Genomic DNA, 26180 nt, shown 5'->3' on the forward strand with positions numbered 1-26180 from the left:
CGAAGATGTGAAGCTCGTGAGAAAGGGGATAGCGCGACACGATAGGCCGAGATCGGATCGCAACATGCTGCGGGGACGATCCCTGTGACCTGGAGTCGATTGCGGCCACCGACGGCGTGAACCATCTTTCCGATTGCTGACGCCGAAACGAAAAGCCGCCCGCTTGATCACTCGGCGGGCGGCTCTCCATGCGGGTTGCGTGAGCGAGTTCAGGCTTGCCGAGCCGCCCGCGCCGCATGCAGTTTCCGGTAGCTTTCGAGCAGGCGCTGGTGGCGATCCAGGCCCTCCAGTTGCACGCTGGTTGGCGTCAAACCCGCGAAGCGAACCGAGCCTTCCACGGAACCGACGACTGCCGTCATCGTGTCCTTGCCGAACATGCGCTTGAGGTTATAGAGATAGTCCTCGAGCTCCAGCTCGTCATCCAGTGTGATCTGCAGCACTGCGAGCAGCGCTTGATAGAACAGGCCGCGTTCGACGGTGTTGTCGTTGAACTGCAGGAACATTTCGACCTGGTCCAGCGCCTCCTCGAGTTGGCCGAGCGCCAGACTGATCAGCAGTTTCAGCTCGAGAATCGTGAGCTGGCCCCAGACGGTGTTCTCGTCGAATTCGATGCCGATCAGGGTGATGATCTTCATCTGCTCGTCGAGCTCGCTCTCCTCCAGGCGCTCGAGCAGGTCGGCCAGCTGGGTATCGTCCAGCGCATGCAGGTCGAGGATGTCTTCGCGGAAGGCGAGCGCCATGTTGGTGTTGTCCCAGACCAGATCCTCGACCGGATACACCTCGGAGTAGCCGGGCACCAGGATGCGGCAGACCGGCGCGCCCAGGTCTTCATGGATCGCCACGTAGGCCTCCAGCCCTTCGGCTTCGAGAATGCCGAACAGCGCGGCTGCCTCTTCCGCGTTGGAGCCCGAGAAGTCCCACTCGACGAACTCGACATCCGCCCGCGCGCTGAAGAAGCGCCAGGAGATGACGCCGGAAGAGTCGATGAAGTGCTCGACGAAGTTGTTGGGCTCCGACACCGCCTGGGAGTTGAAGGTGGGCGGTGGCAGGTCGTTCAGGCCTTCGAAGCTCCGGCCCTGCAGCAGCTCGGTGAGACTGCGCTCGATCGCCACCTGCAGGCTGGGGTGCGCGCCGAAGGAGGCGAAGACACCGCCGGTGCGCGGGTTCATCAGCGTGACACAGGCCACCGGATAGCGGCCGCCGAGGGAGGCATCCTTCACCAGCACCGGGAAGCCCTGGGCTTCCAGCGCTTCGATGCCTTCAACGATGCCGGGATATTTCGCCAGCACGGCTTCGGGCACGTCCGGCAGCACGATCTCCTGCTCGATGATCTGTCGTTTCACCGCGCGCTCGAAGATCTCCGAAAGGCACTGCACCTGCGCTTCGGCGATGGTGTTGCCCGCGCTCATGCCGTTGCTCAGATACAGGTTCTCGATCAGGTTCGACGGGAACCAGACCGTCTCGCCGTCCGACTGGCGCACGAAGGGCAGCGAGACGATGCCGCGATCCGTCCGGCCGGAGTTGGTGTCGAACAGATGCGAGCCGCGCAGCTCGCCTTCCGGATCGAAGATCGCCCGGCAGTGGTCGTCGAGAATTTCTACCGGCAGTTCGTCATTCGGCCCCGGCTGGAACCACTTTTCATCCGGATAATGGACGAAATCGCTATCGGCGATCTCCGGGCCGAAGAACTGATCGTTGTAGAAGAAGTTGCAGGAGAGGCGCTCGATGAACTCGCCCAGCGCGGAGCAGAGCGCGGCTTCCTTGGTGGCGCCCTTGCCGTTGGTGAAACACATCGGCGAGGCGGCGTCGCGAATGTGCAGCGACCACACGTTCGGCACGATATTGCGCCACGAAGCGATCTCGATCTTCATGCCGAGGTCCGCAAGGATCTTCGTCATGTTGGCGATGGTCTGCTCCAGCGGCAGATCCTTGCCCTCGATCCAGGTCGATTCGCCTTCGCCGTCTTTGACATGAGTCCCCGCCATCAGCAGCGCCTGGGCGTCTTCGTCGATGCTCTTGACCGTCTCGATCTGGAATTCCGGGTTGTTCTGGATCACCCGCTTGACCGAGCAGCGCTCGACGGAGCGCAGGATGCCGATGCGATCCTTCTCGGAGATATCGTCCGGCAACTCGACCTGGATCTTGAAGATCTGGTTGTAGCGGTTCTCCGGGTCGACGATGTTGTTCTGCGAAAGCCGGATGTTCTCGGTCGGAATGTCCCGCGCGTTGCAGTAGACCCGCACGAAGTAGGCTGCGCACAGCGCCGAAGACGCCAGGAAGTAGTCGAACGGCCCCGGTGCGGAGCCATCGCCCTTGTAGCGGATCGGCTGGTCGGTGATGACGGTGAAGTCATCGAACAGCGCTTCCTGACGCAGGTTGTCGAGATAGTTGACCTTGATTTCCATGGAGAAGGACCGCGTTGGTAAGTGGCTGCGCCTCGAATTCTGGACCCGGGCGGATGGCGGCCATTATCCGGATTTGGGGGCGCTGCGTCTTGGGGGTGTTTTGTCGGAGTGGCGTTTCGGCTCGAAGGCGTCCCGTTTCGACCGGATGACCATTTCGACCGGATGACAAAAGGCCCGACCCCCATCCAATGGGGATCGGGCCAGCTCTCTTGCTAACGATGCGTTGAACAGCATCGCCAAGCGGCCTCGCTGGGCGCGACAGTTGCTACGAGGCGACCTGAAAGGCCATGGTGGCCTGTACGGCTCGCTTCCAGCCGTCATACAGTTCATTGCGCCTGTCGTCGCTCATGTGGGGTTCGAAGCGGCGTTCGATCGCCCATTGCTCGGCGATCTGCTCGCGCGACTCCCAGAACCCGAGGGCGAGACCGGCAAGGTAGGCGGCGCCCAGCGCCGTCGTTTCGTTGATTTCGCTACGCAGCACGTCGACGTTGAGAATATCCGCCTGGAACTGAGCCAGGAAGTTGTTGGCGATGGCGCCACCGTCGGTGCGCAATTCGGTCAGATCGATTCCCGAATCGGACTGCATTGCCTTGAGGACGTCCGCCGTCTGATAGGCCATGGACTCGATGGCGGCGCGGATGAACTGCTCCTTGCTGGTACCCCGCGACAGGCCGAACATCGCGCCGCGCACGTTCGAATTCCAGTAGGGCGCGCCGAGGCCGGTGAAGGCCGGTACCAGGTAGACGCCGTCGTTGCTGCCGGCGCGCTCGGCATAGGCTTCGGAGTCCGACGCCTTGCCCAGCATCCGCAGCCCGTCGCGCAGCCACTGCACTACCGAGCCAGCGACGAAGATGGCCCCTTCCAGGGCGTATTCGACTTCGCCGTCGATCTCCCAGGCAATGGTCGTCAGCAGACCGTTTTCCGATTTCGTGGCCTCACTGCCGGTGTTCATCAGCGTGAAGCAGCCGGTGCCATAGGTGTTCTTGGCCATGCCGGGCTTGAAGCAGGCCTGGCCGAACAGGGCGGCTTGCTGGTCGCCAGCAATACCCGCGATCGGCAGCTCATTGCCGAAGAAGTATTTCGGCAGCACGTTGCCATAGACTTCGCTGGAGGATTTGACCTCGGGCAGCATCGATTCCGGCACGCCGAACAGCTCGAGCAGCTCCGGATCCCACCGGCGTTCACGGATGTTGAACATCAGCGTGCGCGAGGCGTTGGTCACGTCGGTGACGTGTTCGGCGCCGCCGGTCAGGTTCCAGATCAGCCAGGAATCCATGGTGCCGAACAGCAGGTCGCCTTTTTCGGCCTTCTCCTTGACGCCGTCGACGTTGTCGAAGATCCACTTGACCTTGGTGCCTGAAAAATAGGCGTCGATCACCAGGCCGGTCTTGTCGCGGATCATGTCGGCGTGGCCCGCTTCGCGCAGCTGGTCACAGATCTCGGCCGAATGCCGCGATTGCCAGACGATGGCGTTGTAGACCGGCTGGCCGGTGTGCTTGTCCCAGATCACCGTGGTCTCACGCTGATTGGTAATGCCGATGCCGGCAATTTCCGAGACGTCGACCTGGGTGTTGTTGATCACCTCGGTCAGCGTTGTCAGCACGCTGGTCATGATGTCGCGCGGGTTGTGTTCCACCCAGCCCGGTCGCGGGAAGATCTGTTCGAACTCGCGCTGGGCAACGCCTGCAATCTGCCCATTGTGATCGAACAGCATGGCGCGGGAACTGGTCGTACCCTGGTCGATCGCGAGTACGTATTTCTTTTCGTCGCTCATGGCGGTTGCTCCTCGTATTCGTTGCGGAAATCGATCAGTCAGACGGGTTAATAGATGTAGGCTACAAGCGCAGCCAGCGTGCTACCGATGACGGGGCCGACCACGGGAACCCAGGCATAGCGCCAGTCGTTAGGGCCCTTGTTCTTGATCGGCAGTACGGCATGGGCAATGCGGGGGCCGAGGTCACGCGCTGGGTTGATGGCGTAGCCTGTCGGCCCACCCAGCGAGGCTCCGATCGAGACTACCAGCAGTGCGACCGCCAATGGCCCGAGGCCGGATGGCGTGTTACCGAACATGATGATCACGAAGATCAGTACAAAGGTGCCGACGATCTCGCTGACCAGATTCCAGCCGTAGGATCGGATGGTCGGTGCCGTGGAAAACGTAGCCAGTTTGATGGAGCTATCTTCGGTGTCATCGTACTGTTTTTTATAGGCGAGGTAGCAAACGACCGCCCCGAGAAAGCCGCCGACGAACTCAGCCACAAAGTACGTGACAGTCGTGACGACATTGATCGGAATACCATCGGCGTACTCCTGAGCCGGACCGATAAGTAAACTGAGAGTCACCGCTGGGTTGAGATGCGCACCGGTATCGTAGGCAACGTAGACCCCGCAGAACACGGCAAGCCCCCAGCCGAAGAAGATCACGATGCCATCGCTGCCGTTGCCGTTCGTCCTGTTCAGCAGGACGTTGGCCACGACGCCGCAACCCAGTAGCGTCAGGAACGCCGTTCCGGCGATCTCGTGAACCAGTATCGTTTCTACAATGCCCATGAATATCCCTTACTGTCACGAATGTCGTATCCGGATAAGGCCGGACTTGCATGCCCAGCAAGGTGAATGCCGATAAAAATGATGGGCTGGCGTGCCATGTGCTTCCTCCTTCGTGTTGCGCCTCTCGTATCGATGGCAGTCGGATTGATGCCGTCATTCGCGACGGCGGCGTTCGCTTATGGGGTCCGGGAGCGTACCTAGATTTCCGGCTCGGCCTTGGTGGGCCCGTCGGAAGAGCGAGCGAGGTAGTCGGCAAGCCGTTGGCATTGATCATCGTCGAGCCGTAACCCGAGCTTGGATCGCCGCCAGAGGATATCTTCGGCAGTTCGTGCCCACTCGTGATCGCGCAGGTAATCGACTTCGGCGGCATACAGGTCGGCGCCAAAATGCTCGCCCAGATCTTCCAGGCTTTTTGCACCCTCCACGATGTCGCGCACGCGGGTCCCGTAGTTGAAGACCAGGCGATTGGCCATGCCCAGGGGAATGAAGGGATGACTGGCCTGTAGCGACTCGAACAGATGCTGGGGTTTCGCTTCTTCTCCGCCGGGGAGCGGGTGGCCCTTGCCGGTCCAGGCTTTTCCCTGGTTGCCGAGCTCGGGGGCCAGTTGATCGACGGCATCCTCGGCCAGCCGCCGATAGGTGGTCAGCTTGCCGCCGAAGACGTTGAGCAGGACGGCGCCGCCGGAGGTATCGAGCTGGATGCGGTAATCGCGGGTGATTTCGCTGGCGTTGTCCTCGCGATCGTCGAGCAGGGGGCGCACGCCGGAGTAGCTCCAGACGACGTCGTCGGGACCGATCGACTGCTCGAAATAGCGATTGGCGGATTCGCAGAGATAGCGGACCTCGTCTTCCTCGATCGCCACTCTGCCCGGTGCGCCCTCGTGCTCGACGTCGGTCGTTCCGATCAGCGTGAAATCACGCTCGTAGGGGATGGCGAACACGATGCGGCCATCGGGCTGCTGGAAGATGTAGGCGTAGTCGTGGTCGAACAGCTTGTTCACCACGATATGGCTGCCCTTGATCAGGCGCAGCGAATACGGGTGCTTCTGCGAAGCGACCTCGTCGAGGAAACGTACGGCCCAGGGCCCGGCCGCATTGGCCAGCCCGCGCGAGTGAACCTCGATTGTCTCGGCGTCCATCGTCTTTAGAGTGACTTGCCAACCGTCGGCGTTGCGCACCGCCGTTTCCGCGCGGGTACGCGTCATGATACGGGCGCCACGGTCGGCCGCGTCCATGCAGTTGAGCACCACCAGCCGAGCATCCTGAACCCAGGCATCCGAGTAGGCGAAGCCCCTGGCGAACTCGGGCTTCAGTGGCGTCCCGGCCGGGTGATCGGCGAATTTGATCCCTTGCGAGCCCGCCAGCGTCTGGCGTCCACCCAGGTGGTCGTACAGGAAAAGCCCGGTTCGGATCATCCAGGCCGGCCGCAGATGTTTCTGATGAGGCAGGACGAAACGCATCGGCCAGATGATGTGCGGCGCTGCCTTGAGCAGTACCTCGCGCTCGGAAAGTGCCTTGGCCACGAGCTTGAACTCGTACTGCTCCAGGTAACGCAGGCCTCCGTGGATCAGCTTGGTCGAAGCCGAAGACGTATGGCTGGCAAGATCATCCGCCTCGACCAGCAACACCGAAAGGCCGCGACCCGCGGCGTCACGCGCGATACCCGCGCCGTTGATACCGCCGCCGATGACAATCAGATCGTAGCTTGCGTTGGCCATGTTCGGATCTGCTCGCTAATGTTCGAATTGACTCATTGTGGCTCGCTATCGAACATTTTTAATTAATCAAAAAGTATTAGATGCTGGACAAGTCGTATGTCTGTTGTGGATTGCGAGAGCGGTAACTGCCTGATCAATCAATAGTCTAGAGCGACTTTATCCATTCGTTTACGAGATTTTCATCAATGAAAATTCCTTGGGTCAGAAGTTTTTATCCGAATTTCATGAGCTTGAATCGTGTAAAGACAAGTGTCAGAGGGAGGGGCTGGTGGCGGTCATCATGACGACTCGCGATAGGCCTGCCTGGGGCGGATGGAAGCGCGGACGGGGCGAGGAGAGGGCTTTCGAAATCGAACATTGGGTCTGCGTTCGAGACCGTAATACTCAGGAAGGTACAGGAGGTAAACGATGACCGAAGAGCGACCCCCAATATCCATCCTGGCGAGATTCTGCTGGAGGATGTCATCGAACCGTTGGGTTTGACCAACAACGCCATGGCCATTGGTGTGCCGGCGACCCGTATCGGCGACATCACGCGCGGGGCGCGGGCGATCACGGCAGACACGGATTTGCGCCTGTCGATCTACTTCGGTACCAGCCCGGGCTATTGGCTGCGGCTACAGAATTCCTATGATCTGGATGAGGCCAGACGCCACGGTCACTACGAGGGGATTCGCCCTCGGGTGGCTTGATCGAGCCAGGTAACCAGAAGGGCGGCGCCAATGTCGCCCTCGGCACGAACCGCCGTATCCGCTTCTCTCCGCCTAACTTGCAGCTGAATCCCTCTCATGTCGCTGTCTCATATTTCACGCCAGCTTCTGCAGTTCTTCATACAGCGCCAAGGGAATCTTCACGCCATTGACGCGGCTGCGTTCCCGCGCTTCATAACGACGCTGCGAGGGCAGCCGGGCGCCCTGGTCGAGGATGCGCTCGAACAGCACTTCCGCGTGGGCGAGATGCGCGTCGGCGCGGTCGCCCAGGAAGGTGGCGGGGGAGAGGGCGAGGATGATTTCGCCGTGGTAGGGCTTGCCGGTGCCGTCGTCGTTGGCGGGCTGAGTCTCGTGGCTGAGCACGTCGCCGATCAAGGGGCCGGCGAGCAGTTCGATCATGGTCGAGAGCGCGGAGCCCTTGTGGCCGCCGAAGGGGAGCATGGCGCCTTCGAGCGCGGCTGCCGGATCGGTGGCCGCGTTGCCCTGGTCGTCCAGTGCCCAGCCTTCGGGGATCGAGTCTCCGGCGCGCTTGTGTAGCTCGATCTCTCCCCGAGCGACGACGCTGGTGGCAAAATCGAAGGTATAAGAATGCTTGCCCGGTCGCGGCCAGGAAAATGCGATGGGGTTGGTTCCCAGCAGCGGGCGATTGCCGCCCGTGGGGGCGACGAAGGCATGGGTCGGGTTCATCGCCAGGCCGACCAGCCCCATCTCGGCGAGTGTTTCGACCTCGGGCCAGAGCGCGGAGAAGTGAAAGCAGTTGTTGATGGCGAGTGCGGCGATGCCGTTACGTTCGGCCTTCTCCTTGAGATGGGACTTGCCTCGTTCGAAAGAGAGCAGCGAGTTGCCCCGATGCGCATCGATCCTCACGATGCTGGGTGCCTGATCGATGATCTCCGGCTCGACCTGGGTATCGACGCCGCCTTTTCTGGCGGTTTCCACGCAACTGATGAGGCGATAAAGGCCGTGGGAATGGCATTCGTCACGTTGCGCCGCGATCACACTGCGCGTGATTGCGCCGGCGTGGGCATCGCTGAATCCGGCATTGCCGAGGATGCGCAGGCTCAGCGCTTCGGCGTCTCGAAGCGAAAGGGTAATGTCTTGTTCCATGATCGGGCTCTTCGGCGGGTGCATCAGACATTGGCATGCAAAGACGCCAGACAGTGAGTCGGCTCTTTGTCATACAAGCAGGAAGCCAGCATAAACGTCTGAAACGTCAGCGCCTGTTAGACGAAAGTGATAGTTCGTCGAGCGTGATGCCCCGAATGGTGTGGTTGCATGTCGGGCTAGGTCGGATCCTGATGAGATCCCGGCACCGCCAGCGCGTTCAGATCGAGCATCTGGATCGCGCTGATTGCGGCCTCGATGGCGCCTTCCTGGCACAAGCCGGACAGGGCGGCATTTTCATAGCCAGACAGTGCGGCCTCGATGCAGGCTTTTTGGACTTTCGTGGCGAGCTGCAGCGCTTCCGTCTCGTTCATCGCTTCTTCTCCAATCGTCCATCGCGCATTTGCAGGTACTCCCTGAGCACCACGGCATGATTGCGTTCGACGTCTTTCGCAGCGAACAGCAGCGTCAGCTGCTGCTGGCGGGCGATCTCACATAGCTCGTCGAGAGCGGTGGTGTCGGCCTCGGCGAGTTCCGCGAGATACGCCTTTCGAAACGCTTGCCAGCGTTCCCGGTCATGGCCGAACCACTGGCGTAGTGCCTTGCTGGGTGCGAGCGTCTTGTACCACGCATCGATCCTGGCATCTCGTTTGGCGATGCCACGCGGCCACATGCCATCGATCAGAACTCGATAGCCGTCGTTCTGGGCGGCGGCGTCGTAAATCCGTTTGAGCTGAATCTTCATGAATGCTCCCCGGGGATTGGCGGTAGCAATCTTCGCCAATATCCGGATACTTATAACGCTGTGTTTTTGTTTCTAACAACAAGCAGGGATAAAAAATTATGAAAAAGGCTTTTGTGGTTCCAGTCGCTGCCGCCCTTTTCGCCGTCGGCTCGACCGCCTCGGCTGTGGCTCCTGCCCAGGAGAAGCCGCTGGTCATCGGCACCAACAACTGGGCCGAGAACGTTGCCGTCGCCAACCTCTGGAAGCTGGTGCTGGATGGTCAGGGGTATGACGTCGAGCTATCGGATGTCGGCAAGAGTGCCTTGTTTGCGGGATTGGCGAATGGTGATTTCGATCTATCGCTGGAGCTGTGGCTGCCTTACACCGACAAGGCGTTTCTCGAGCCGTACAAGGATACGCTCGAGGTTCACGACGCCTGGTATGACAGGACCGGGCTGGGCCTGGTGGTGCCGAGCTATGTCGACATCGATTCCATTCCGGAACTGGCGAAGCGTGCCGACGAGTTCGAATACCAGGGCAGCCCGACGATTCTGGGAATCGACCCGGGATCGGCGATCGCCGGGATGACCGACGACGCTATCGAAACCTACGATCTGCCTCTGAACCAGGTGAACAGCTCCGAACCGGCGGTGATGTCCGCGCTCGACCGTGCCTACAAGAGTGAAGAGCCGATCGTGGTAACGCTGTGGAATCCGCACTGGGCCTTCGCGGACTACGATCTGAAGTATCTCGAGGATCCCGAGAAGGTCTATGGCGACGGTGACACGATCTACTGGTTCTCCCGCGAGGGCTTTTCGGGAGACGATCCGTGGCTGACCGCCGTGCTCGACGCCTGGCACATGAGCGATGAGAGCCTCGGCGAGCTGATGTCGGAGATCGAGTCTCAGGACGATCCGGTGGCAGGCGCACGGACCTGGCTCGAGGAAAACCGCGATCAGGTCGACGAATGGCTGGCGGCCGGCGAGCAGATTCAACCGTAGCGATAGCGGCGATCGCGTCTTGTCCTGCGTGGCTGGCCGCTTCTATTAAACGGAACGGTCAGTCAGTGCAACCACTGCGGGTCACGCTATTGGACAATTGATTAAACGCTGCTTCACGCTCTAGTCTGTGCCGATTACCGGATACCTGACAGACCGGTAACACAATGACAATCGGCCACAAGCCGATATCACAATAACAGCGTGCGCTGTGCAGGAGATTGACAATGAAGAAGACGCTGCTTGCGGCTGGCATCGCCGCCATGATGCTGGGCGCGACCCCGGTCATGGCCAAGACGCTGGTCTACTGCTCCGAAGGCTCTCCGGAAGGCTTCGATCCCTCGCTCTACACTGCGGGGACCACCTTCGACGCGTCGAGCAAGACGGTCTACAACCGTCTGGTCCAGTTCAAGCCGGGTACCACCGAAGTCGAACCGGCCATCGCCAAGAGCTGGGAAATCTCCGACGACGGCCTGGAAGTGACCTTCCATCTGCGCGATGACGTCAAGTTCCAGACCACCGACTTCTTCACGCCGAGTCGAAAACTCAACGCCGACGACGTCATCTGGACGTTCGAGCGTCAGATGGACGAGAACAACCCGTATTACAAGCTCGCCAACGGCAGCTTCGAGTACTTCAATTCGATGTCGATGGGCGAGTTGATCAAGTCGATCGAGAAGGTCGACGATCATACCGTGAAGTTCGTGCTCACCAAGCCCAACGCGCCATTCGTCGCCAATCTGGCAATGGACTTCGCTTCGATTCACTCCAAGGAGTACGAGCAGCAGTTGCTCGACGAGGGCAAGCCGGAGCTGGCCAACCAGCAGCCGATCGGCACCGGTCCGTTCCAGTTCGTCAACTACCGTGAAGATGCGGCCATTCGCTATCAGGCCAACCCGGATTACTTCCGCGGCAAGCAGCCGATCGACAACCTGGTCTTCGCGATCACTTCCGATGCCCAGGTTCGCTACCAGAAGCTGATGGCGGGCGAGTGTCATGTGATGCCGTTCCCGAATCCGTCCGATGTCGAAGAGATGAAGCAGAACGACGACATCAACGTACTTCAGGAAGCGGGTCTGAACGTGGCCTACTTGGCCTACAACACCCAGCAGGCGCCATTCGACAAGCCGGAAGTGCGCAAGGCACTCAACATGGCGATCAACAAGCAGGCGATCATCGACGCGGTGTTCCAGGGCGCTGGCGAAGTCGCCAAGAACCCGATCCCGCCGACCATGTGGGGCTACAACGACGACATCCAGGATGATCAGTACGATCCCGAGAAAGCCAAGCAGATGCTGGCCGATGCGGGCGTCGAGAACCTGAAGATGAACATCTGGGCGATGCCGGTTCAGCGTCCGTACATGCCGAATGCGCGGCGTACCGCCGAGCTGATGCAGTCGGATCTGGCCAAGGTCGGTGTCGATGCGGAGATCGTCACCTACGAATGGGGCGAGTATCTGAAGCGTTCTTCGGATACCAAGCGCGAGGGCGCGGTCATTCTGGGCTGGACCGGCGACAACGGCGATCCGGACAACTTCATGGGCGTGCTGCTCGGCTGTGATGGTGTCGGCGGTGCCAACCGTTCGCAGTGGTGCCACCAGCCGTTCGACGAGCTGATCCAGAAAGCGCGCACGCTGAGCGATCAGGGCGAGCGTGCCAAGCTCTACGAGCAGGCGCAGGAGATCTTCAAGGAGCAGGCACCGTGGGACACCCTGGCCCACTCCACGGTCTTCATGCCGATCCGCAAGGAAGTGACCGGCTACAAGATCGATCCGCTCGGCGGCCACAGCTTCGAAGGCGTCGACATCAAGTGATTCTCTCCTAGCGAGGACACGGGGCGGCTCTGAAGCCGCCCCGTCTCTTATCGCGCGACTAGCTAGTACTCCAAAATGTTCAAATTCTTTCTGATCAAGCTGGCGCAGCTGGTCCCGACGTTCATTGGCGTCACCATCGTTGCGTTCGCTTTCATTCGCCTGTTGCCGGGCGACCCGATTCTGCTGATGGCGGGCGAGCGCGGCATTTCTGCCGAGCGCTATGCCGAGCTCAAGGCGCAAATGGGCTTCGACCGCTCCTTGGTGACCCAATATTTCGATTTCCTGAAGGGATTGCTGCACGGCGATCTCGGTAATTCCCTGGTGACCCACTCGCCGGTGATGGATGAGTTCATGAGCCGCTTTCCGGCCACGCTGGAACTCTCGCTGTTCGCCTTGGCGTTCGCTGTCATCATTGGCTTGCCGGCCGGCGTGCTGGCGGCGGTCAAGCGTGGCAAGACGCTCGACCATACCGTCATGGGTGTCAGTCTGACGGGCTACTCGATGCCGATCTTCTGGTGGGGCCTGCTGCTGATCATGCTGTTCTCCAGCACGTTGGGCTGGACGCCGGTTTCCGGACGCATCTCGTTTCTGTATTTCATCGACTCCGTCACCGGCTTCATGACCATCGATAGCCTGATCGCCGGCGACTGGGGCGCGTTTCTCTCCGCGCTGCATCACCTGGTCCTGCCTGCGATCGTGCTGGGCACGATTCCGCTGGCGGTCATCGCGCGTCAGACGCGCTCCTCGATGCTCGAAGTGCTGGGCGAGGACTACGTTCGCACCGCGCGCGCCAAGGGGCTGTCGAACTTCCGCGTGATCATGGTGCATACGCTGCGCAACGCGCTGATCTCGGTGGTGACGGTGATCGGCCTTCAGGTCGGCCTGCTGCTGGCGGGGGCGATTCTGACCGAGACGATCTTCTCCTGGCCGGGCATCGGCAAGTGGATGATCGATGCGATCTCGCGGCGCGACTATCCTTCGGTGCAGGGTGGTCTGGTGCTGATCGCGTTCATCGTGATGATCGTCAATCTGCTGGTTGATATCGCCTATGGCGTCATCAATCCACGCATTCGCCATTAAGGGGGCATGACAATGGCTGCAATTTCCACCCCCGCCGCACCCGGGACGTTCCGCTACCAGTTGGCCTCCTTCTGGAGCGATTTCAGCGCCAGTCGCGGTGCGCTGGTCGGCCTGATCTTCATCGTTCTCATTCTGCTGGTCGCGCTGTTCGCGCCCTGGGTCGCCCCGCACGACCCGGCGATGCAGGACCGTTCGGCGCTGCTGGTGCCGCCGGTCTGGCATGCCGAAGGAAGCTGGGACTATCTCCTCGGTACGGATGCCGTGGGTCGCGACATTCTTTCCCGTCTGATCTACGGGGCGCGCTATTCGCTATCGATCAGCGCCATGGTGGTCATCATCTCGATGGGCGCCGGGATCTTCCTCGGCCTGCTGGCCGGGTACTTCCGCGGCTGGATCGAGACCGTGATCACCCGCGTGATGGACGTGGTGCTGGCATTCCCCAGCCTGCTGCTGGCGCTGGGCCTGGTCGCCATCCTCAGTCCCGGTCTGACCAGCGCCATGATCGCCATCGCCATGGTGCAGCTGCCCTATTTCGTGCGCCTGACGCGGGCCGCGGTGATCGGCGAGAAGAATCGCGAGTACGTCATCGCCAGCCGGCTTTCCGGCGCCGGACATCTGCGGCTGATGTTCAACACGCTGCTGCCCAACTGCATGGCGCCGCTGATCGTGCAGGCGACGCTCTCATTCTCCACTGCGATTCTCGATATCGCGGCGCTGGGTTTTCTCGGCATGGGCGTCCAGCCGCCGACGCCGGAGTGGGGCGCGATGCTGGCCAATGCGCGCGAGTTCATGGGCAGCGCCTACTGGGCGGTCACGTTCCCGGGGCTGATCATTCTGCTCACGGTATTGATGATCAATCTGATGGGTGACGGCTTGCGCGATGCGCTCGATCCCAAAATGAAGCGTTCATGACGCAGGAGGCTCTTTCATGGCATTACTAGATATCGAAGGGCTCAGCGTTCGCTTCCAGACGAGCAGTGGCCTGTTCGCGGCCGTGGAGGGCGTCAATATCAACGTCGACCGCGGCGAGGTGTGGTCGATCGTGGGCGAGTCCGGTTCGGGCAAGTCCGTGTCGATGCTCGCCACCATGGGCCTGCTGCCGTGGACGGCACAGGTCACCGCCGACAAGATGGCCTTCGATGGCCAGGATCTGCAGCAGTTGAGCTCGCGCCAGCGCCGGCGCATCGTCGGCGGCGAGATGTCGATGATCTTTCAGGAGCCGATGAGCAGCCTCAATCCCTGCTTCACCGTCGGCACCCAGATCGACGAAATGATCAAGCAGCACCTGGGCGGATCGCGCAAGGAGCGCCACGAGCGGGCGCTGGATCTGCTGGCGCAGGTGGGGATTCCCGACCCGGCGCGTCGGATCAAGGCGTATCCGCATCAGCTCTCCGGCGGCATGAGCCAGCGGGTGATGATCGCCATGGCGATCTCCTGCAACCCGCGCCTGCTGATCGCCGACGAGCCGACCACGGCGCTCGACGTCACCATCCAGGCTCAGATTCTCGAGCTGCTGCTGCGGTTGCAGGAAGACACCGGCATGGCGCTGATCCTGATCACCCATGACATGGGCGTGGTCGCGGAGACGGCGAAGCACGTGGTGGTGCAGTACGCCGGCCGCCAGGTCGAGAAGCAGGACGTGAAGTCGCTGTTCGCCAATCCGCGTCATCCCTACACCGAGGCGCTGCTGTCGGCGCTGCCGGAGCGCGCCGGCGATCAGGATCGCCTGCCGACCATTCCCGGCGTCGTGCCCGGTCAGCATGATCGCCCGACGGGTTGCCTGTTCAACCCGCGCTGCCGCTATGCCACCGAGCACTGCCGCGAGGTCGAGCCGGTGGCGGCGCCGGACGATCCGGCCCGTACGTTGTGTCACTATCCACTGGAAGATGGGATCTCGCCGTCGCCGGCTGCGGCGGCGCGAGACAACCCGCAATCCAGCCCGCATAGAGAGGTGCGCCCATGAGCCGCGATGCCGTATTGAGCGCCGTCAATCTGACCCGTCACTATCAGATCAAGGGTGGACCGTTCTCCAAGCCGGCGACGGTGAAAGCGCTCAACGAAGCCACTTTCGAACTCTATCCCGGCCAGACGCTGGCCGTGGTCGGCGAGTCCGGCTGCGGCAAGTCGACCCTGGCCCGGGTGCTGACGATGATCGAGCCGCCCACCAGCGGCAAGCTGACGATCAGCGGGCACGAGGTATCGTTGAAGGAGGGGCAGCGCCCGCCGGCCGCGCTGCGCCGCGAGGTGCAGATCATCTTCCAGAACCCGTATGGCTCGCTCAACCCGCGCAAGACGGTGGCGACCATGCTGGAGGAGCCGCTCAAGCTCAACCGCAAGGAGATGAGCGCGGCCGAGCGACGCCAGGCGGCGCTGGACATGATCGCCAAGGTCGGGCTGCGCCCGGAACACGCCGATCGCTATCCGCACATGTTCTCCGGCGGGCAGCGTCAGCGCATCGCCATTGCGCGCGCCCTGATGCTCAACCCGAAGATTCTGGTGCTGGACGAGCCGGTCTCGGCGCTGGATCTGTCGATCCAGGCGCAGGTGCTCAACCTGCTGGCGGATCTGCAGGACGAGTTCGGGCTGGCCTACGTGTTCATCTCGCACGATCTGTCGGTGGTGCGCCGCATCGCCGACGACGTGATCGTGATGTACTTCGGCCAGCCGGTGGAAACCGGGCCGGCGGAGGAGGTCTTCACCACGCCGCGCCACCCCTACACCCAGGCGCTGTTTTCGGCCACGCCGGTGGCGGACCCCAACCGCCGACGCGAGCGCGTCCATCTCAAGGGCGAGCCGCCTTCGCCGCTGGCGCCGCCGCCGGGTTGCCCGTTCGCCCCGCGCTGCCATCTGGCGACCGAGGCCTGCACCCAGGCCGATCCGCCGCTGGATAGCGTCAACGACCGGGTCAAGGTTGCCTGCATCCATGTCGACCAGGCGGTCGCCAAGTACGCCCGGGCGGGTTGAACCGAAAGCCTCCCGCCCAATGCGAGCGCCGATTGCTGCAAGACAGTCGGCGCTCGGTCCTCATCCTGCCACTCTCGATGTCGCCTCCTGGCGTGCATTGTCTACGCTGTAGTCAGGTTCGCTATCCGGTATCGCAACGAGCCGGGTAGTCGAATCGCGTCGTTTACACCCAGGCAGTCACGCCAAGTCAGTCACACCAGGAGGTGGCGATCATGACTCAGCAGATACTGGTACCCATCGATGGTTCGGTCAGCGCACGCCAGGCGCTGGCGCATGCGTGTCTCGTCCAGCGTGCGACACAGGCCAGAATCCACCTGTTGCACGTGCCTGAGGTACCGGTTGCCAAGGATGCGCTCGGCGCGAAGGTGGGAGCCGCGCCAGCCGACTACACGCCCGAGAAGGGGCGGCTGCTAGGGGAGCGCCTGCTCGAGGAAGCCTGGCAGGCGATGTGTGGCGATTCGGACGAGGTGACCTATCACGTCGTGGAAGGGCAGCCGGTCGAGACCATTGTGCGGCAGGCGACCGAACTCGGGGTCGACATGATCATCATGGGCAGCCGTGGCCTGAGCAATCTGAAAAGCCTGGCTGTCGGCAGCGTGTCGCACAAGGTAGCGCATCTTGCTCCTTGTGCGGTGCTGACGCTGCACGTACCCGGCTAGATGCCGAATGGGCGGTTTTCCGCGAGGCCATCGGTCAGGAGATGTCGACCTGATAACGGAAGGTGTTCGCGGCGCCGCGTGAACGCCGATATTCCAGCGGCGTGCGGTCGTAGCCGAACGCCAGTCGTTCGATCATGACGACCGGCTGGCCGGTGCCGATACCGAGAACCCCGGCGAGTGTCGCTTCGGCCGTCTCGACGGTCAGGGTTTCCCGTGCCGAACCGATCAGTTGCCCGCACTGGGTCTCGTAGAACGGATAGAGCAGATTACCGAAATCGTCGGGATCGATCTGCATCAGGGCTTCGAATCGGCTGGCCGGCAGCCAGATTTCTTCGTGATAGACCGTCGTCCCGTCGAGTTCACGCACTCTCTCCAGTCGAATCACGTTCTCCGACGAAGCCAGTGCCAGCGCATCCGCCACGTAGGACGGCGGTGATGTGAGTTCCCGGGCCAGGATTCGGCCATTGGGAATTCGGCGCTCGCCCCTGGCATCCACCTGGCGGAAGAAACGGAACAGCGAACTCTCGAAGTTGGGGCGCAGGACAAAGGTGCCGCGCCCCTGGCTGCGCTTCATCAGCCCATCCTGGACCAGTGTGTCCACGGCCTTTCTCAGCGTGCCGACGGCGACACCGTAGTGCTTGGTCAGCTCGGCTTCGGTCGGGATCGCGCCGCCCGGCGCCCATTCGCCGGCGGCGATCTTGGCCAGCATGTCGTCGCGCAGGCGCTGGTAGAGCGGCAGGCGTTCGTCGGTCATGGAGCCTGTTCCCTTCATGAATGTTCCCTCCACGATGTTCCAGACAAATGTATCACCTTTGTTTTCATCTTTAGTCGTAACCCGGAAGAATGCGTCCGATGCGGTGTATGCTTGCGCTCGTCGCTATTCAACTATATGAATAGATCTTTTGTTGGGGTCGAACGTTACGTTCGCCGTCACGTGTTCATGTCATTCACCAAGGGCCACTCATGACGCAACTCGCTTCCGGCGCGCTGACCGGCGTCGATACGCATGCGCATATCTTTCACCAGGGGCTGGAGCTGGCCGGCAATCGCCGCTACAGCCCGGATTATGACGCGACCGTCGAGCAGTATCTGGCGCATCTCGATCATTGCGGCCTTTCTCATGGCGTGCTGGTGCAGCCGAGCTTTCTGGGTACCGACAACCGACATCTGGTCGATGCCCTGCGTCGTTTTCCGCAGCGTCTGCGTGGCACGGCAGTGGTGGCGCGTGACGTGACCGAGGAGACGCTGGACGAACTGGCCGAGGCGGGTGTGGTCGGCATTCGGCTCAACCTGATCGGGCAGCCGCTGGAAGACTATCGTAGCGCGTCCTGGCGGACGTTGTTCGCCAAGGTGGCACGGCGCGGCTGGTCGGTGGAAATTCAGCGGGGCATGGAGGATCTGGGCGAGATCCTGCCGCAGATTCTGCAATCCGGCGTGGCGGTGGTGATCGACCACTTCGGCTTGCCCGACGGCGAAATCGACCCGGCCAATTCGGATCACCGGGCGTTGCTGTCGCTGCTGTCGAGCGAGGCGGTCTGGGTCAAGTTGTCGGCGACCTATCGCAGCCGCTCGACGCTGGTTCAGGCACGGCGCTCGATCGATCGTCTGCGCGAAGCCTATGGCCATGACGATCGGTTGGTGTGGGGAAGCGACTGGCCGCACACGCGGTTCGAAGCCCAGACCGACTACGACGCCCAGTTTTCGCTGATGGAGACGCTGCTGCCGGACGCCGCCGAACGCCGGAAGGTGCTGATCGATAACCCGGCCAGGCTGTTCGGGATCGACCGGGCTGCCTGAAGGCCAGTCGGCCAGGTTTCGTCGAGTAAGGGATCCTCGAAAGGGATCGATTGAAAACCCATAAAGACAAGCGCTACGGGGAACAACGTCATGATGAGTCTTCTGGTGGTGGGAGCGATAGTCGTTTCCATCGTTCTGGGATATCGCACCAGGATCAATATCGGTCTGTTCGCGATTGCCTTCGCCTATCTGATCGGCTGCTTCGGGTTGGGCCTGAGCCCCAAGGAAGTGGTCGCCATGTGGCCGCTGAAGATCTTCTTCATCATTTTTTCGGTGTGCCTGTTCTACAGCTTCGCGATCGTCAACGGCACGCTGGAGAAGCTGGCCGAGCATCTGATGTATCGCTGTCGGCACTTTCCGCACCTGCTGCCCTTTGCCATCTTCCTGGCGGCGGTGGTGATCTCCGCCCTGGGGGCCGGCTATTACACCGTGCTGGCGTTCATGGCGCCGATCACGCTGCTACTGTGTGAGCGCACCCGGCTCAACCTGATCGTCGGCGCCATGGCGGTCAACTACGGCGCATTGGCGGGTGCCAACTTCGTCTCCAGCCAGAGCGGCATCATCTTCCGCACGCTGATGACCAATGCCGGCATTTCCGACGACCAGGCGTTCATCAACAGCTTCGGCATCTTTGCCAGCACCATGATCGTGCCGATCGTCGTTCTCGCTGGCCTGATCCTGTTCAGCCGCAAGCGGGGCGCGGCGATGGTATCGCTGGCGCACATCGAGCGCCCCGGCCCGCTCGATCGCGACCAGCGCGCCACCCTGATCCTGACCCTGCTGATGATGGCTACCGTGCTGTTGCCGCCGATCGCCAGCCTGATGCTGCCCGACAATGGCGTCGTCGCACTCATCGATTCTAAGGTGGATATCGGCCTGATCGCCAGCGTGTTCTCGGTCATCGCGCTGCTGATGAAGCTGGGCGACGAGCGCAAGGCGATCGCTTCGCTGCCGTGGGGCACGATCATCATGATCTGCGGTGTCGGCATGCTGATCTCGGTGGCGATCGAGGCCGGCACCATCGATCTGCTCGGCTCCTGGATCGGCTCCAACATTCCGCCAGTCCTGATCCCCGTGGCGTTCGGCATCGCTGCCGCGTTCATGTCGCTGTTCGCGAGCACGCTGGGGGTGGTCACGCCGGCACTGTTCCCGCTGGTGCCGTCGCTGGCCGGTACGCTCTCGATCGATCCGATGATCATCTTCATCGCTATCGTCGTCGGCGCGCAGGCCACCTCGATCTCGCCGTTCTCTTCCGGGGGCAGCCTGATCCTCGGCTCCTGCCCGACGGACGAAGCGCGCTCGGGCCTGCTGCCCAAGCTGCTGTTCCGTGCCGCACCGCTCGGCTTCATCGCCGCGCTGGTATTCAACCTGCTGTTGGCATTCGTGTTCTAGCAAACCGGCGGTGGCTCAGCGGGCCCACCGGGTATCGACGCCGTTTGGATGCATCGAAGCAGTGGGATGCATCGAAGACGTTAGAATGAAAGGAAAGAAGACGTTCGAATGAAAGGATAGAGGCGACGGAATCCCGTCGCCTCTTTTTTTGCCCGTGACCGGCTATTCGCCCAGCGTCGGCGGCAATCTCGCCAGATCGCCACTGGCCGCCTCGAAGGCGCGCGCCAGTTGCAGTACGCCCCAGTCGTCCCGGGGCCGGCCGATCAGTTGAAAGCCCATCGGCAGGCCGGCGTCGTTGAGTCCGGCCGGCAGGCTGATTGTCGGAGCGCCGAGCATCGAGGCGGGAATCACGACTTCCATCCAGCGGTGATAGGTATCCATCGTGCGCCCGGCGATCTCGCGCGGCCAGTGCGTCTCCACATCGAACGGAAAGACCTGGGCGCTGGGCATGGCCAGGTAGTCGAAGCGCTCGAACAGCGCGCTCCAGGCCCGGTAGGCATCGCCACGCTGGACGTTGGCCACGTGGATATCCTGCGCCGAGAGCGCCAGACCGCGTTCGACCTCCCACTGCGCTTCCGGCTTCAAGCGCTCTCGGGTGGCGGGGGCGACGTAGAGCGCCCCCAGGTTGCCGGCGACGGCCCAGTGGCGCAGCGTCGTCCAGCTTTCCCACAGCATCTCGGCGTCGAAGGGCAGATCGATCGCTTCCACCTCGCAGCCCAGCGGGGCGAAGCGGTCCAGTGCCGCTCTGCATTGCGAGAGCACGCCCGCTTCCATCGCCAGATGCCCCCGCCAGTCGCCGAGCCAGCCGATCCGCAACCCGTGAACGTCGCGGTAGAGAGCGCCGGAGACGCTGCTGCCGTCGGGAATCAGCGGCTCCCCCAGCGAGAGCGGGACGCGTGGATCGAAGCCGGACTGCGTGTCGAGCAGGCGGGCCACGTCTTCGACGGTTCGCCCCATCGGGCCGTTGGTGGCGAGCTGTTGACCGAACGGGTCGGCGACGAGACCGGGCACGCGGCCGAACGAAGGGCGAAAGCCGATCACGTGATTGAAGGCGGCGGGGTTTCGCAACGAGCCCATCATGTCGCTGCCGTCGGCGACCGGCAGCATCCGCATGGCGAGCGCTGCCGCCGCGCCACCGCTGGAGCCGCCGGCGGTGCGCGAAGGATCGAAGGCGTTGCGAGTGGCGCCGAATACCGGGTTGTAGGATTGCGAGCCCAGGCCGAATTCCGGCGTATTGGTCTTGCCGATGAAGATCGCGCCGGCTGCACGCATGCGCTCGCTCATCAGGCTGTCCTGCTGGGCGATCTGGCCGGAGAACAGCGGAGAACCCTGGGTCGTCGGGAAGCCTTGGGCGTCGGAGAGATCCTTGATCGCCTGCGGGAAGCCGTGCATCCAGCCGCGCGACTGCCCCGCAGCGAGTTCGCGATCGGCGAGCTCGGCCTCGGCGAGCAACGGGGCGCGCTCGCGGCGGGAGATGATGGCGTTGACGATAGGGTTCACGGCGTCGATATGATCGAGGTAGGCGGTCATGACCTCGCGACAGGAGACCGATCGATCATGAATCCGCTGCGACAGCCTGGTCGCGTCCCAGGTGACGATCTCGTTCAGCGGCGGTCGGACAGGCGTGCGGTCGGAAGCGTTAGACATCGGCAAAGATCCCGGCAAAAGAGGGTGTCGATCAGCATACCGCAGTCAGGTGACTGTCATGCCGCTACGGCACGTCAGGCAGTCTTCTCTCCGATCCGATCTTGATGCAACCGTTCGTCTGGGCGCTCGGGTTTGGCCATGTAGCCCTGGGTGACGCCAGGTTCAGCAAAGACGAGGCATGCACCCAGCAGAATCCATCGAAGGTCTAACGGCATTCTGGTATGATGTATGACAACATATCGACAGAATCCTGCTTCCGCTTGCGCCATTTCAGCGCGGCGGCAGTCGGCCGAATGTCTGCATTACGTTAACCCATGATAAGGGGAATCAGGTGAATTTTTCCAAAGAAGCGGTCGTTGCCTCTATCACTGACGGTTTGCTGTCGTTCCCGGTGACCGATTTCGATGCCAACGGCAAGTTCGATGTCGAGAGCTACCGTCGCCGTCTGCTGTGGCTGAAGGAGTATGAAGTTTCCGCCCTTTTCGTGGCTGGCGGCACTGGCGAATTCTTCAACATCACCATCGATGAATACCGTGAAATCGTCAAAGTCGCCGTGGAAACCATCGGTGGGCATGTGCCGATCATCGCCAGCGCCGGCCAGAGTGCCGAACTCGCCAAGGCGCACGCCAAGGCCGCCCAGGAAGCTGGCGCCGATGGCATTCTGCTGATGCCGCCGTACCTGACCGAGTGCCCGGAATCCGGCATCGTCGAGTACGCCGCCAGCGTCTGCGATTCCACCGATCTCAACGTGATCTACTACAACCGTGCCAACGGCTATCTCACCGTCAATGCCGTTCAGGCATTGGCCGATCGCTGCCCGAACCTGGTCGGCCTGAAAGACGGCAAGGGCGACATGCAGGCGCTCAACATCATCATCAAGACGCTAGGCGATCGCCTCGCCTACGTTGGTGGCGTGCCGACGGCCGAGATCATTGCCGAAGCCTATCTGGCCATTGGCGTCAGCACCTATTCTTCCGCGGTGTTCAACTTCGTGCCGGACATGGCCGTGAAGTTCTACAAGGAGCTGCGCAAGGGCAACAGCGAGTTCGTGCGTCAGGCGACTCGCGAGTTCTTCATTCCGTTCGTCACTATGCGCGATACCCAGAAAGGCTATGCCGTCAGTCTGATCAAGGCCGGTGCCGACCTGGTCGGTTATCCGGGTGGCGACGTGCGTGCGCCGCTGACCATGCCCAACGAGAAAGAGCGGGCCACGCTCAAGCAGTTGATCGAAAAAGCCAACGCGCTCTGAGCCGATTGATGCGCTGATTGACAAGACGGGGCGGTCTCGAGACCGCCCTGGTTATCTCTGGGCGCTGGGCCTCGACTGTGCAGCGCGCGCCCGTATTGCCGACGGAGGATTTCAATGCCGAGTCATGGCACGCCTACCATCACCGATATGCAGGTCATTCCGGTCGCCGGTCGCGACAGCATGTTGCTCAATATCGGTGGTGCACATTCGCCTTACTTCACCCGCAACCTGATCCTCCTCGAAGACAGTGCCGGTAATGTCGGCGTGGGCGAAGCGCCGGGTGGCGAGACGATCCAGCGCTCTCTGGAGCAGGCGCGCCCACTGGTGATCGGCCAGCCCATCGGCAAGCTGCGCTCGATGGTGGCATCGCTGCACTCCGCCGGTCGTGGCGCCGATTTCGAGGATTTCGGCAAGGGTTCCTGGACCTTCGAGCTGCGTGTCAATGCGGTGGCGGCGCTCGAAGCCGCTCTGCTCGATCTGTTCGGCAAGTTCCTCGACGTGCCGGTGGCCGAGTTGCTGGGCGACGGCAAGCAGCGCGATAGCGTCGAGGTGCTGGGCTATCTGTTCTTCATCGGCGATGGTCATGCCACCCCGCTGGGCTATCGTCGTGGTACTGAGCGTCGCGGAACCGAGGACGCCAGCCACGACTGGTACCGCCTGCGCGACGAAGCGGCAATGACGCCGCAGCGTATCGTCGAGCTGGCCGAGGCGGCCCATGATCGCTACGGTTTCAGGGATTTCAAGCTCAAGGGCGGCGCGCTGCCGGGCGAGCAGGAAATCGAAGCGGTCACGGCGTTGCACAATGCGTTTCCCGAGGCGCGAGTGACGATCGATCCCAACGGCGCGTGGTCGTTGAAGGAGGCGATCCGCCTTTGCAAGAACCTGCACGGCGTCATCGCCTATGCCGAGGATCCTTGCGGGGCGGAGCAGGGCTTCTCCGGTCGCGAGATCCTGGCCGAGTTCCGCCATGCCACCGGATTGCCGGTCGCCACCAACATGGTGGCCACCAACTGGCGCGAGATGGCTCATGCACTGATGCTGCGTTCGGTCGACATTCCGCTGGCCGATCCGCACTTCTGGACGCTTTCCGGCGCGGTGCGTGTCTCCCAGCTGTGTCAGGACCATGGCATGACCTGGGGCTCGCACTCCAACAACCACTTCGACATTTCGCTGGCGATGTTCGCTCATGTGGGTGCCGCCGCCGTCGGCCGCACCACCGCACTGGATACCCACTGGATCTGGCAGGAGGGCGATGCCCGGCTGACCCGCGAGTCGCCGCAGATCGTCGATGGCAAGGTCGCGGTGACCGACGCTCCCGGGCTGGGTATCGAGGTCGACATGGAACAGATCGAGCAGGCCAACGCGCTCTATCGCAGCCTGCCCGCTGGCGGGCGCAACGACGCCATGGCGATGCAATATCTGATCGATGGCTGGCAGTTCGATCCCAAGCGTCCGGCGCTGGTACGTTGAAATGGCCGTGCGGTGGACGCATGTAGTCAGGATTGCCCGGCGGGAACGATCCCGCTCGGTCACGATGTCGAGACACGATGCCAAAGCGGGTGAAAGACAAGTTGCATCCGGCCTAATGCCGGAAGATGAATGAGTATCCACCATCACTGCAGGAGGCAACATGAATCTGACAGGTGAAATGCTGATCGGTCAGCAGGCCGTCAAGGGTAGCCGCGATCCGATCCAGGCGATCAATCCGGCGACCAACGAGCGCTTGGATCCGAGCTATCCCGGTGGCACTCAGACCGAAGTCGATCGCGCCTGCGAACTGGCGTGGAGCGCCTTCGACAGCTATCGCGAAACCTCGCTGGAGGAGCGCGCCACGTTTCTGGAAACCGTTGCCGACGAGATCGAAGCGATCGGTGATGACCTGATCGAGCGTGCCGTGGCCGAGTCCGGCCTGCCGCAGGGTCGTATCCAGGGCGAGCGGGGCCGTACCTGCGGCCAGTTGCGCCTGTTCGCCAAGACCGTGCGCGCCGGCGAGTGGCTCGATGTCCGTATCGACCCGGCGCTGCCGGACCGCCAGCCGATGCCGCGGGTCGACCTGCGTCAGCGCCACATCGCGCTGGGCCCGGTCGTGGTGTTCGGTGCCAGCAACTTCCCGCTGGCGTTCTCCGTCGCCGGTGGCGATACCGCATCGGCGCTGGCCGCCGGCTGCCCGGTGATCGTCAAGGCGCACGGCGCGCATCCGGGCACCAGCGAGCTGGTGGGTCGCGCCATTCAGGCGGCAGTCAAGAAGTGCGGTCTGCCGGAAGGCGTGTTCTCGCTGATGTACGGCTCCGGTCGCGAAGTCGGCACCGCGCTGGTCACCGATCCGCGCATCAAGGCGGCCGGCTTCACCGGTTCGCGCAGCGGCGGTCTGGCGCTGTGGAAGGCGGCGCAGTCGCGTCCCGAGCCGATTCCGTTCTACGCCGAAATGAGCTCCATCAATCCGGTCTTCCCGCTGCCGGCAGCGCTGAAGGCGCGGGGTGAGGAGATGGGCAAGGCGTTCGTCGCTTCGCTCAACATGGGCGCCGGCCAGTTCTGCACCAATCCCGGGCTGGTGATCGCGATCAAGGGGCCGGAGCTTGATGCCTTCGTCAACGCTGCCAGCGAGGCGGTCAAGGGCAGCGCTGCGCAGACCATGCTCACGCCGGGTATCTTCGATGCCTACGAAAATGGCGTCAGTACCCTGGCAGGCAGTGGCAAGGCGAAGGAAGTGGCGCGCGGTCAGAAGGGCGAAGGCCCCAACCAGTGCCAGACCGGCCTGTTCCTGACTTCCGCCCAGGACTTCCTGAGCAGCGATGCGCTGCAGGAAGAAGTCTTCGGTTCGACGTCGCTGGTCGTGGAATGCGCCGACGCGGCCGAACTCAAGCAGGTGGCCGAGCATCTGGAAGGCCAGTTGACCGCCACGCTGCAGATGGACGATGCCGATCTGGATGCCGCCAGGGCACTGCTGCCGATCCTCGAGCGCAAGGCGGGCCGTATCATGGTCAACGGCTGGCCGACCGGGGTGGAAGTGTGCGATGCCATGGTTCACGGCGGGCCGTTCCCGGCGACTTCCGATTCTCGCACGACATCCGTGGGCACCGCGGCGATCTTCCGCTTCCTGCGCCCGGTCTGCTATCAGGATCTGCCGGACGCGCTGCTGCCGGAAGCGATCAAGCATGACAACCCGCTGAAACTGCGGCGCCTGGTCGACGGCAAGCGCGAAGCGTAAGTCGTCGCCGGCGAGGCCGGGCCGTCGTCGATGGCCCGGTCGCCCAGAACAAGAACCTCTGCCTTCAGGGCAGGGGTTCTTGCGTTTGTAGACGGCGCTTTCCGGCACCGGCCGACAGAAGACCAAGATTGGCCACTGGTAGCTCTATCCTTCACGAACGC

Annotated in this window: 23 protein-coding genes; 14 read left to right on the top strand and 9 right to left on the bottom strand. The window is 62.3% G+C overall.

From position 1 onward, the window contains the following. Nucleotides 1–209: 209 nt before the first annotated feature. Nucleotides 210–2405: an OsmC domain/YcaO domain-containing protein gene (locus DOM32_RS15360; RefSeq protein WP_110635999.1), complete on the bottom strand. Its 2196-nt coding sequence runs from the start codon at nt 2403–2405 to the stop codon at nt 210–212. Between DOM32_RS15360 and DOM32_RS17805 the strand changes: the two genes are divergently transcribed. Next, nucleotides 2395–2571: a hypothetical protein gene (locus DOM32_RS17805; RefSeq protein ID WP_157957090.1), complete on the top strand. Its 177-nt coding sequence runs from the start codon at nt 2395–2397 to the stop codon at nt 2569–2571. The genes DOM32_RS15360 and DOM32_RS17805 overlap by 11 nt on opposite strands. Before the next feature lie 99 nt (nt 2572–2670). Here DOM32_RS17805 and glpK read toward each other — a convergent pair whose 3' ends face one another. The 3 genes from glpK to glpD all read right to left on the bottom strand — a co-directional run bounded on the left by glpK (nt 2671) and on the right by glpD (nt 6673). Beyond that, nucleotides 2671–4179 carry a glycerol kinase GlpK gene (glpK, locus tag DOM32_RS15365; RefSeq protein WP_087720551.1) on the bottom strand — a complete coding sequence of 503 codons (1509 nt, stop codon included), beginning with the start codon at nt 4177–4179 and terminating at the stop codon, nt 2671–2673. Nucleotides 4180–4226: 47 nt separating this feature from the next. Beyond that, entirely contained in the window at nt 4227–4955 is a 729-nt protein-coding gene (locus DOM32_RS15370) for an MIP/aquaporin family protein (RefSeq protein ID WP_071232351.1), read from the bottom strand. 197 nt (nt 4956–5152) lie between these two features. Further along, on the bottom strand, nt 5153–6673 hold the full coding sequence (gene glpD, locus DOM32_RS15375; RefSeq protein ID WP_110636003.1) for a glycerol-3-phosphate dehydrogenase: 1521 nt from the start codon (nt 6671–6673) through the stop codon (nt 5153–5155). A gap of 473 nt (nt 6674–7146) precedes the next feature. Between glpD and DOM32_RS15380 the strand changes: the two genes are divergently transcribed. Continuing rightward, nucleotides 7147–7365, top strand: a complete 219-nt coding sequence (locus tag DOM32_RS15380) for a HigA family addiction module antitoxin (protein ID WP_244179948.1) — start codon at nt 7147–7149, stop codon at nt 7363–7365. 114 nt (nt 7366–7479) lie between these two features. Here the strand turns inward: DOM32_RS15380 and DOM32_RS15385 are convergent, their stop codons facing one another. From DOM32_RS15385 to DOM32_RS15395, 3 genes are all read right to left on the bottom strand, one after another. After that, nucleotides 7480–8490 carry an Ldh family oxidoreductase gene (locus DOM32_RS15385; RefSeq protein WP_110636010.1) on the bottom strand — a complete coding sequence of 337 codons (1011 nt, stop codon included), beginning with the start codon at nt 8488–8490 and terminating at the stop codon, nt 7480–7482. A gap of 176 nt (nt 8491–8666) precedes the next feature. Then, the gene (locus DOM32_RS15390) at nt 8667–8861 is read right to left on the bottom strand and encodes an acetyltransferase (protein ID WP_071232347.1); all 195 of its coding nucleotides are present in this window, start codon (nt 8859–8861) and stop codon (nt 8667–8669) included. After that, nucleotides 8858–9232 (bottom strand): DUF488 domain-containing protein, encoded by a 375-nt coding sequence (locus DOM32_RS15395; RefSeq protein ID WP_110636014.1) that lies wholly within the window; start codon nt 9230–9232, stop codon nt 8858–8860. The genes DOM32_RS15390 and DOM32_RS15395 overlap by 4 nt, the downstream gene beginning before the upstream one ends. A gap of 98 nt (nt 9233–9330) precedes the next feature. Between DOM32_RS15395 and DOM32_RS15400 the strand changes: the two genes are divergently transcribed. From DOM32_RS15400 to DOM32_RS15430, 7 genes are all read left to right on the top strand, one after another. After that, nucleotides 9331–10212 carry a glycine betaine ABC transporter substrate-binding protein gene (locus DOM32_RS15400; RefSeq protein WP_110636017.1) on the top strand — a complete coding sequence of 294 codons (882 nt, stop codon included), beginning with the start codon at nt 9331–9333 and terminating at the stop codon, nt 10210–10212. 224 nt (nt 10213–10436) lie between these two features. After that, on the top strand, nt 10437–12023 hold the full coding sequence (locus DOM32_RS15405; protein WP_083387401.1) for an ABC transporter substrate-binding protein: 1587 nt from the start codon (nt 10437–10439) through the stop codon (nt 12021–12023). A gap of 75 nt (nt 12024–12098) precedes the next feature. Continuing rightward, nucleotides 12099–13103 carry an ABC transporter permease subunit gene (locus tag DOM32_RS15410; protein ID WP_110636020.1) on the top strand — a complete coding sequence of 335 codons (1005 nt, stop codon included), beginning with the start codon at nt 12099–12101 and terminating at the stop codon, nt 13101–13103. 12 nt (nt 13104–13115) lie between these two features. Then, nucleotides 13116–14015: an ABC transporter permease subunit gene (locus DOM32_RS15415; protein WP_110636022.1), complete on the top strand. Its 900-nt coding sequence runs from the start codon at nt 13116–13118 to the stop codon at nt 14013–14015. Between the two features lie 16 nt (nt 14016–14031). Continuing rightward, nucleotides 14032–15066 (top strand): ABC transporter ATP-binding protein, encoded by a 1035-nt coding sequence (locus tag DOM32_RS15420; RefSeq protein WP_110636025.1) that lies wholly within the window; start codon nt 14032–14034, stop codon nt 15064–15066. After that, nucleotides 15063–16067, top strand: a complete 1005-nt coding sequence (locus DOM32_RS15425) for a dipeptide ABC transporter ATP-binding protein (protein WP_071232340.1) — start codon at nt 15063–15065, stop codon at nt 16065–16067. The genes DOM32_RS15420 and DOM32_RS15425 overlap by 4 nt, the downstream gene beginning before the upstream one ends. A 212-nt stretch (nt 16068–16279) precedes the next feature. After that, on the top strand, nt 16280–16726 hold the full coding sequence (locus DOM32_RS15430) for a universal stress protein (protein ID WP_110636028.1): 447 nt from the start codon (nt 16280–16282) through the stop codon (nt 16724–16726). Between the two features lie 34 nt (nt 16727–16760). Here DOM32_RS15430 and DOM32_RS15435 read toward each other — a convergent pair whose 3' ends face one another. Continuing rightward, nucleotides 16761–17480: a GntR family transcriptional regulator gene (locus tag DOM32_RS15435; protein ID WP_110636031.1), complete on the bottom strand. Its 720-nt coding sequence runs from the start codon at nt 17478–17480 to the stop codon at nt 16761–16763. Between the two features lie 209 nt (nt 17481–17689). Between DOM32_RS15435 and DOM32_RS15440 the strand changes: the two genes are divergently transcribed. Continuing rightward, nucleotides 17690–18523: an amidohydrolase family protein gene (locus DOM32_RS15440; RefSeq protein WP_110636034.1), complete on the top strand. Its 834-nt coding sequence runs from the start codon at nt 17690–17692 to the stop codon at nt 18521–18523. 90 nt (nt 18524–18613) lie between these two features. Continuing rightward, on the top strand, nt 18614–19915 hold the full coding sequence (locus tag DOM32_RS15445; RefSeq protein ID WP_110636037.1) for an SLC13 family permease: 1302 nt from the start codon (nt 18614–18616) through the stop codon (nt 19913–19915). 162 nt (nt 19916–20077) lie between these two features. Here the strand turns inward: DOM32_RS15445 and DOM32_RS15450 are convergent, their stop codons facing one another. Then, entirely contained in the window at nt 20078–21562 is a 1485-nt protein-coding gene (locus tag DOM32_RS15450; RefSeq protein WP_110636040.1) for an amidase, read from the bottom strand. 331 nt (nt 21563–21893) lie between these two features. Between DOM32_RS15450 and kdgD the strand changes: the two genes are divergently transcribed. From kdgD to DOM32_RS15465, 3 genes are all read left to right on the top strand, one after another. Further along, on the top strand, nt 21894–22811 hold the full coding sequence (gene kdgD / locus DOM32_RS15455) for a 5-dehydro-4-deoxyglucarate dehydratase (protein WP_110636043.1): 918 nt from the start codon (nt 21894–21896) through the stop codon (nt 22809–22811). A gap of 114 nt (nt 22812–22925) precedes the next feature. Next, nucleotides 22926–24281: an enolase C-terminal domain-like protein gene (locus DOM32_RS15460; RefSeq protein WP_110636046.1), complete on the top strand. Its 1356-nt coding sequence runs from the start codon at nt 22926–22928 to the stop codon at nt 24279–24281. Between the two features lie 160 nt (nt 24282–24441). Next, nucleotides 24442–26019 (top strand): aldehyde dehydrogenase (NADP(+)), encoded by a 1578-nt coding sequence (locus DOM32_RS15465; RefSeq protein ID WP_110636050.1) that lies wholly within the window; start codon nt 24442–24444, stop codon nt 26017–26019. The last annotated feature ends 161 nt before the right edge of the window (nt 26020–26180 follow it).

The organism is Salinicola salarius (assembly GCF_003206135.1).
GTDB lineage: Bacteria > Pseudomonadota > Gammaproteobacteria > Pseudomonadales > Halomonadaceae > Salinicola > Salinicola salarius.

Coding starts and splice junctions, on each gene's coding strand:
- DOM32_RS15360 (WP_110635999.1), bottom strand. CDS start 2,405: ATGGAAATCAAGGTCAACTATCTCGACAACCTGCGTCAGGAAGCGCTG.
- glpK (WP_087720551.1), bottom strand. CDS start 4,179: ATGAGCGACGAAAAGAAATACGTACTCGCGATCGACCAGGGTACGACC.
- DOM32_RS15370 (WP_071232351.1), bottom strand. CDS start 4,955: ATGGGCATTGTAGAAACGATACTGGTTCACGAGATCGCCGGAACGGCG.
- glpD (WP_110636003.1), bottom strand. CDS start 6,673: ATGGCCAACGCAAGCTACGATCTGATTGTCATCGGCGGCGGTATCAAC.
- DOM32_RS15385 (WP_110636010.1), bottom strand. CDS start 8,490: ATGGAACAAGACATTACCCTTTCGCTTCGAGACGCCGAAGCGCTGAGC.
- DOM32_RS15390 (WP_071232347.1), bottom strand. CDS start 8,861: ATGAACGAGACGGAAGCGCTGCAGCTCGCCACGAAAGTCCAAAAAGCC.
- DOM32_RS15395 (WP_110636014.1), bottom strand. CDS start 9,232: ATGAAGATTCAGCTCAAACGGATTTACGACGCCGCCGCCCAGAACGAC.
- DOM32_RS15400 (WP_110636017.1), top strand. CDS start 9,331: ATGAAAAAGGCTTTTGTGGTTCCAGTCGCTGCCGCCCTTTTCGCCGTC.
- DOM32_RS15405 (WP_083387401.1), top strand. CDS start 10,437: ATGAAGAAGACGCTGCTTGCGGCTGGCATCGCCGCCATGATGCTGGGC.
- DOM32_RS15410 (WP_110636020.1), top strand. CDS start 12,099: ATGTTCAAATTCTTTCTGATCAAGCTGGCGCAGCTGGTCCCGACGTTC.
- DOM32_RS15415 (WP_110636022.1), top strand. CDS start 13,116: ATGGCTGCAATTTCCACCCCCGCCGCACCCGGGACGTTCCGCTACCAG.
- DOM32_RS15420 (WP_110636025.1), top strand. CDS start 14,032: ATGGCATTACTAGATATCGAAGGGCTCAGCGTTCGCTTCCAGACGAGC.
- DOM32_RS15425 (WP_071232340.1), top strand. CDS start 15,063: ATGAGCCGCGATGCCGTATTGAGCGCCGTCAATCTGACCCGTCACTAT.
- DOM32_RS15430 (WP_110636028.1), top strand. CDS start 16,280: ATGACTCAGCAGATACTGGTACCCATCGATGGTTCGGTCAGCGCACGC.
- DOM32_RS15435 (WP_110636031.1), bottom strand. CDS start 17,480: ATGACCGACGAACGCCTGCCGCTCTACCAGCGCCTGCGCGACGACATG.
- DOM32_RS15440 (WP_110636034.1), top strand. CDS start 17,690: ATGACGCAACTCGCTTCCGGCGCGCTGACCGGCGTCGATACGCATGCG.
- DOM32_RS15445 (WP_110636037.1), top strand. CDS start 18,614: ATGATGAGTCTTCTGGTGGTGGGAGCGATAGTCGTTTCCATCGTTCTG.
- DOM32_RS15450 (WP_110636040.1), bottom strand. CDS start 21,562: ATGTCTAACGCTTCCGACCGCACGCCTGTCCGACCGCCGCTGAACGAG.
- DOM32_RS15460 (WP_110636046.1), top strand. CDS start 22,926: ATGCCGAGTCATGGCACGCCTACCATCACCGATATGCAGGTCATTCCG.
- DOM32_RS15465 (WP_110636050.1), top strand. CDS start 24,442: ATGAATCTGACAGGTGAAATGCTGATCGGTCAGCAGGCCGTCAAGGGT.